Origin of the sequence: Desulfofustis glycolicus DSM 9705, from assembly GCF_900130015.1 — a bacterium.
GTDB classification, from domain to species: domain Bacteria; phylum Desulfobacterota; class Desulfobulbia; order Desulfobulbales; family Desulfocapsaceae; genus Desulfofustis; species Desulfofustis glycolicus.
Window position 1 is genome coordinate 171,162 of sequence record NZ_FQXS01000008.1, and the last position, 6,270, is coordinate 177,431.

The following is a 6,270-nucleotide window of genomic DNA, read 5'->3' on the forward strand; positions in this document are numbered from 1 at the left end:
TTATGCCGACAGTATTGCGCCTTGGTCCTTATCGTTTCTATTTCTACAGCCATGAACCCAACGAACCGCCACATGTCCATGTAGATCATGATAATCTGTCGGCTAAATTCTGGCTTGATCCTGTGCAGTTGGCAAGAAACTTAGGATTTTCTCCAAAGGATCTCAGGATCATTGAAGGGATGGTTGTGGAGCATCAACAAGAATTGCAGGAGAAGTGGGATGGGTATTTTAACATTAACCGCTGATGAGCGGGTGAAGAACGTCACCTTCACTGAAGACAGTATCTGTGTTGATCTTATGGACGGCAGGACGATCAGCGCTCCCTTGATCTGGTATCCGAGACTCTATCATGCGGCTCCGAATCAGCTTGCCAATTGGCAAGTAAGCGGCGGTGGATATGGGATACACTGGCCGGATATCGATGAAGATTTGAGCACGGAAGGATTGTTGAGGGGCGCACCGGCACCGGGACAACAACATAAGATCGCTTTGGTTTGAGCGCTTTCGGTGATCGCAGTCCTTCCCGGCGGCAGCGGTCCGCCTGGAGGTGGGTTGTAGGTGACAACGTACGGTCGCAAAGGCGGACCGCTGCCTTGCGGGCCTCCAGAGTAGATGATAGTTGGTCTGGACATTTGGCTCAGGCTAAAAAACCCAGACTGGGCGAGGGAAGCGGCACAGTGAAAGCGCTGCCGGACTTCCACCGCGCCGCTTGTGAACGCCCACCCGCCCTTCCGCGCGAAGTTCTTTGCCATCCTGCAGGGTGCAATGACGTTCCTCGTCCGGCACAGCCTCTTGCAGATTGCGGGGGTAATGCGCGGGACCCCGCTCCAGGGCAAGGCCTGCACCGGCCGCTCCACTTCGCATAATCAACTTATGTTAAGTGGTTGTTGTTGTAGTGTGTTTGCTGGTGAGGGAGTTGTAGTGGTTGTTTGCAGGGCTTCCGGCAGAGGGTTGGCCACTGCAACATAAGTAGCAATTATGAGACATTGCTCTTTGCTACTCAGATGGTCCGGTGTAGAGGCGAGTGTGGCCCGTAGTTTGTCGCTGGCGCGATTAAAGAGAAAACATAAGCATATATCTCTGATATCAATATCTTTTTATTGGGGTCTGTCCTGGCACGTCCCCTATTTATTTACTCAAACCATTATTCTTTCGTAGTTTTCTACCAAGCCGCACACCATATTTATAACAAATGAGACCTAATTCCAATTTGCATTCAAGATGATCTTAATATACAATATGCCTGAAGCGGTTCTCCAGATTACCTCAACAGGGGAGGCACAGGCATATTATGGCACGGCCAGCACAATTCACCACGGCGATGGAAAAGGTCGCCCAGCAACAGATCCAGGAGGCCAAAACCGCCAGGGAACTTCGCACCGGACTCAGCGTTTTGATCCCCAAGAAATGCGACTGCTCGAACGCCGTGGTTGGGGAATTGCTCGGCGTCGGTATTGCAACGGTCGTGCGAATGCAGCGGCAGATTCGCGAACAAGCTGCCGGTATCGCCAAACAGAAAGAACCCTGGGGCGGTCGACGGCGACAGCTGATGACCTTTGCCGAAGAACAAGCTTTTCTGGAGCCGTGGATAGCTGCATCGAAGAGCGGTGGCGTCTTGATTGTCCCGCCTCTTCATCAGGCGTTGGAGCAACATCTGGGCCGAACAGTCCATCCGTCGACGGTGTATCGCCTGCTCGCCCGCCACGGATGGCGCAAGGTGGAACCTGATACCTGCCATCCGAAGCGTGACGCCGAGGCGCAGGATGCTTTTAAAAAAACTTCGCCCAAACAGTGGCAGAGGCGCTAACCAGGAATTGCAAAGGCTTGCCCGTACGCCTGATGTTCCAGGATGAAGCGCGCTTCGGACGGTTGAGTGATCCTCGTCGTTGCTGGGCGCCATGGCCGATCCGCCCACTGGTGCGAAGAGCATTGATCCGTGAATATGTGTATGCTTATGCCGCGGTGACGCCAGCTGATGGCCACCTTGATTGGATGCTGGCCGACGATATGGCCGCCAAGACCATGGGAATATTCTTGCAGCAAGTTGCACAAAGTCACTCCAACGAGTTTGTGATAATGGTGCTGGATGGCGCCCCATCGCACCGTTCCCGCGAACTGGAGATACCGGAGCAGATGGCGCTGATACGTTTACCGCCATATGCTCCGGAACTGAATCCGGTCGAACATTTATGGGATGAATTACGTGAAAAGGAATTTGCCAATAAGGTCTTTGACTCTCTTGAAGCTGCCGTAATCCAACTGGCCTTCGGCCTGTGGCGCTTGGAAAGCAATCCGGCGGCGCTTCAGTCCTTGACCGGCTGGCAGTGGATTTTAGAGTCATCTTGATTGCGAAATGGAATAAGATAACCCCCAGACCATATAAAATTACATACAAAATCAAGGTCTTCATTTGAAAAAATAACCCCTTATTAAACCAAGCAAAAAAGCTGATATACATATTATCAAATCAGCTGTCACACAAACTTGAATAATTGATTCAGTCATATTTAATTACCCTCCACAATATTTCTTTCTAATCAAACCTTCACCCATATCAAGAATACTAGTTACTGGCCTTAGAATATCTTTGGCTAATTCTTAGAAATATTGTGTATTTCCGTTCCTTCTCAGTCTTTCATAGCCCCCAGGATATTTGTCGTTCAACTCCCTTGCTGAATCTGACATTGCATCCATTATTCCTAAAGTTTGATACCCAAGAATTGTTGCCCCGAGAACCAAACTGCCGCCGACCTTTCTTATTGCACCAATTTTACTTGTAAAGATACCACCTGCTTTGCTTCCAATAGTTTGTGAAACTTTTTGAACGATAATATTGACACCAATATTGCCAGTTTGTCTACCAACAAATGCTATTTCAAGTTCACTAATTAACTGTTCCAAAAGACACTGTTTAGCACAATCAGGGACATGATCTAACACCTCTGAAATTATAGATTTAAAATGTGCTTCAAAAACACTGTCTTTTCCATCAAAAGTTTCATAAACAAGGCGTACAATAGCCTCCCTATCTTCTTGAATTTGCCCTAGCTCTTTCCACGCACCTTCAGAACCGAAAAGAGCTTTTGTACCGAGATACAGCACTTCCCCGGTATGGCCAATACCTCCTCCAAGATCAACAACACCTTGCCATAGTCCCTGAAAGAACCCGAGATAACCCAATAGATCAAAATCATTAATGGAGTTATTGCGCAGGAAGGAATAATAATTCAACCCACCTTTTTCTTCGAGTGGGTCCCTGCTTATCCACCGTCCAAGTTCAGCAGAATAAAATCTGTACCCATAATAATACAACCCACTCAGCGCATCATAATACTTCGTCGAGAACCGAAACGGATTCTCAGCCGCGTTGCTTCCGGCAATCTGCACTTGGTTCCCATAGGCATCGTACTCATAGGCGGCAACAAGCGTTCCCGCTTCATCCACCAGCTGCCCGACATTGCCGTTGGCATCGTAGAGATAATGTTGTTGATCATCATCAGCCACCCGTACCAGCAACCCGCCGATACCGCCGGCACCCTGCAGGGTGGTGCTCAGATCCAGGCCCCAGACATACTGCACCGCTCTGTCGTCATCAAGATTCAGTTCAGCTATAAGGTTCCAGTCGTCATAGATAAAACCAGTTCGGGCGGTTTGGTGCCAGGCGCCATTGGTAAAGCTGCTGACGGTTTGGAGCACCCGTCGTCCCCGGTAATCATAGCTGAAGCGCAGCTTGCTGTCACCGGGTTGCGGCCGGGTCGGTTCCACGATGATCAAGCGGTTTTCACCGTTGAAGACATAGCGGGTTCCGGCGACAGCGGTCTTCATTTCGGTCAGGTTGCCGTCCTGATCGTAGAACAGCTCGAGTGGCTGTGACGGATCCGGCGGTGCCGTGATCGTTTCATATTGGTTGAGCGGGTTGGTCTGGTAGTCGTATCTGTTGCGGCCTTCGAGCGCTTTAGTCCGGTTGCCGATCGGGTCATAATCGTAGAACCGTTCCCGCTCGGGTAGCGGGACGCCCTGATCGGTCAGGTCGTCTCCGGCGTAGCGTGCTGCCGTGGTCAGTTCATTGCGGTCGTTGTACCCGTAGAGTGCAAACGTCGGTTTAGTGAAGGCGCTGCCGGTGGTGGCCACGTTTATCTGCCGCCCGAGCCGGTCGTAGTGGTATTCGTAGCGGGAGAGCTCGCGGTCATGGCTGGTGTTGGTGACCGCTGTCTTCAGGTCCCGCTGCGCTTCGTAGGCGTAGCTTACCGTGATCGTTCCCGATCGGTAGCCGGCGAGCAGGTCGCTGCCCGCCAGGTAGTCGTAGGTGGTCGTGCCCCGGTGGCGGTTGCCGGTCCAGTCAAGTGCCGCAAACCGGCCGGTTTGATCGTAGCGGTAGTCGACAGCGTATTCATCATCCAGGCTGATACCGGCGGGCCGGCCCAGATGGTCGTAGCGGCGCTTGATCGTCGCCACCACCGGGCCGTGCTGCTGCTGTTCGCCGATCAGCTGTAGATGATCGTCGTCATAGTCGTAGCTGCGGGTCCCCAGCACATCGCTCACCGTCTTCTTCCGGCCGAGCCGGTCGTAGCTGAACCGGATGGAGGGGGTAGCGTCGGAATACTCGATGCTGCTCAGCTCGCCGGTACTCAGGTAGCCGTAGCGGGTGACCACGCCCCGCGCCCAGGTCCGGGTCTGCAGGCGGCCGGCGTTGTCGTAGGTATAGCGCGGTCCCGTGCCGGTTGCATCATATGTGGCCAGCAGCAGGCCGGTCGACTCCTGGTACTGCCAACTCGTCTTGTCGCCTGTTGCGTCTTCCGGCCAGTCGGGCCGGTCCCAGCCCTGCTCGGTGCGGAAGGTGGTCAGGGCCACCTGTTCGCCGTAATCGTTGTACGCGTACTGCACCGGATAGACGGCATCGCCCCAGCGCCGCTCCAGCTGGCCGAGCGGGGTGTAGCTGAATCTGGTCTTTTTGTTGTCGGCGTTGGTCTCACTGATTTTCAGGCCGGTCTGCGGATCGTAGGCATAGCTGGTGCGGTTGCCGGCGCCATCTTCCACAAAGGCCAGCCGATGGTGCTCGTCATAGCCGCTGCGGGTGGTGCCGGTGCGCGGGTCGGTGACGGCGATGCGGCGGCCCAGCCCGTCGTAGCGGTAGGTGGTGGTGCGGCCGGTCCTGGTTGTTGCGGCAACCGGCAGGCCGTTGACCATGCGGTGTTCTTCCGGGATAATCGAATCCGGATACAATACCGTTTTACTGCGCCGGCGGCGGACGCGCTCCAGCGTTTCCCGGAAGACGGTCCGGGCGCCGTGGCTGTCGATAACGATCCGTTCGGCGACAAGCGAGCCGTCCCAGCCGCTCAGGCGGCTCAGAGACGTTGACACGAGGGTCGGGCGATCGCTGCCCGTCTCCGGGTAGACCAGCTGTCGCTCCTGCTGCCACCAGGCCCCGTCGCTCTTGACGAAGCCGCTGTGGCGCTCCTCGATCCGATCGGATGATGCCGGCTCCAGACGGCCGTTGCCGTCCACATCGAGGCCGGTCATGATCGGTTGGTTCAGCTCGTCGTAGTCGGTGATGATGGCCACCATTCCGGTTGTGGCCGTGCTGATCAGGCGGTTTCTGTCATCATAGGCAGACGTGGTGACGATCGGGCCGGCACTGCCCGGTTTTTCGCTGCTGATGATCCGGCCGAGCAGGTCCCGGGTGGTGGTCTCCCAGCGGGGGCCGTTGTCTGTGCCGAGGTACGCCGTGGTCCAGCGGCTGCCGTCCTGGTTGACGCCGTAGCGGTAGAAGCGATCGATCAGACCGGAGCCGTTTTGTGAACGAAGCGAGCCGTCGTGATGGGTGCGGGTGATCTCCTCGGCGCCGCCGGGTCTGAGCAGGGCGGTCTCGGTGGCGGTGTGGAAAAAGGTGGTGACCAGTCCCGCCGGGTCGGTGGTTGCCAGCAGCCGGCCGGACAGATCATAGCGGGCGGCAGTGGTCCTGGTCAGCTCGCCGGTGCGTTCGGTGGTGCTCAGGCGGCGGCCGGCGGCATCGTAGGTGAACTCGGTGTGCAGCCCGGTGGCCTCGTTGAACACGCTGGTGTTTCTGCCCAAGTCATCGTAGCCGTAACGGCTGGTGATGCCGGTCGCATCGGTACTGTCCGCCTTGCCGCAACAGCTCCAGCCGGTCTCGGTCCGGGTATGGTTGGCGTGCAGGGTCTCGATCAGCCGGCCCTTCGCGTTGTAGCTGTGATAGGTCCAGTCGATCCGCTCGAAGCCGGTCTCGGTCTTGACGAACCGCTCGGTCATGAC

5 protein-coding genes are annotated in these 6,270 nt (G+C 55.5%); 4 read left to right on the forward strand and 1 reads right to left on the reverse strand.

Features of this window, described 5'->3' with window-relative positions; all coding sequences use genetic code 11:
* Nucleotides 1-2 precede the first annotated feature (2 nt).
* From BUC26_RS08850 to BUC26_RS08865, 4 genes are all read left to right on the forward strand, one after another.
* Nucleotides 3-245, forward strand: a complete 243-nt coding sequence (locus BUC26_RS08850; protein WP_073375271.1) for a DUF4160 domain-containing protein — start codon at nucleotides 3-5, stop codon at nucleotides 243-245.
* Nucleotides 220-498: a DUF2442 domain-containing protein gene (locus BUC26_RS08855; RefSeq protein ID WP_073375272.1), complete on the forward strand. Its 279-nt coding sequence runs from the start codon at nucleotides 220-222 to the stop codon at nucleotides 496-498. The genes BUC26_RS08850 and BUC26_RS08855 overlap by 26 nt, the downstream gene beginning before the upstream one ends.
* 793 nt (nucleotides 499-1,291) lie before the next feature.
* The gene (locus tag BUC26_RS08860) at nucleotides 1,292-1,807 is read left to right on the forward strand and encodes a winged helix-turn-helix domain-containing protein (protein WP_073375274.1); all 516 of its coding nucleotides are present in this window, start codon (nucleotides 1,292-1,294) and stop codon (nucleotides 1,805-1,807) included.
* A 17-nt stretch (nucleotides 1,808-1,824) separates the two neighbouring features.
* On the forward strand, nucleotides 1,825-2,346 hold the full coding sequence (locus BUC26_RS08865) for a transposase (RefSeq protein ID WP_244155819.1): 522 nt from the start codon (nucleotides 1,825-1,827) through the stop codon (nucleotides 2,344-2,346).
* 252 nt (nucleotides 2,347-2,598) lie between these two features.
* On the opposite strand, the gene BUC26_RS08870 is transcribed toward BUC26_RS08865, so the two are convergent.
* Nucleotides 2,599-6,270, reverse strand: a 3,672-nt coding sequence (locus BUC26_RS08870) for an RHS repeat domain-containing protein (protein ID WP_143165961.1), incomplete at its 5' end; no start/stop codon positions are given.

Excerpts from the sequence above, each read along its gene's own strand:
- BUC26_RS08850 (WP_073375271.1), top strand. The coding sequence starts at position 3 with ATGCCGACAGTATTGCGCCTTGGTCCTTATCGTTTCTATTTCTACAGC.
- BUC26_RS08855 (WP_073375272.1), top strand. The coding sequence starts at position 220 with ATGGGTATTTTAACATTAACCGCTGATGAGCGGGTGAAGAACGTCACC.
- BUC26_RS08860 (WP_073375274.1), top strand. The coding sequence starts at position 1,292 with ATGGCACGGCCAGCACAATTCACCACGGCGATGGAAAAGGTCGCCCAG.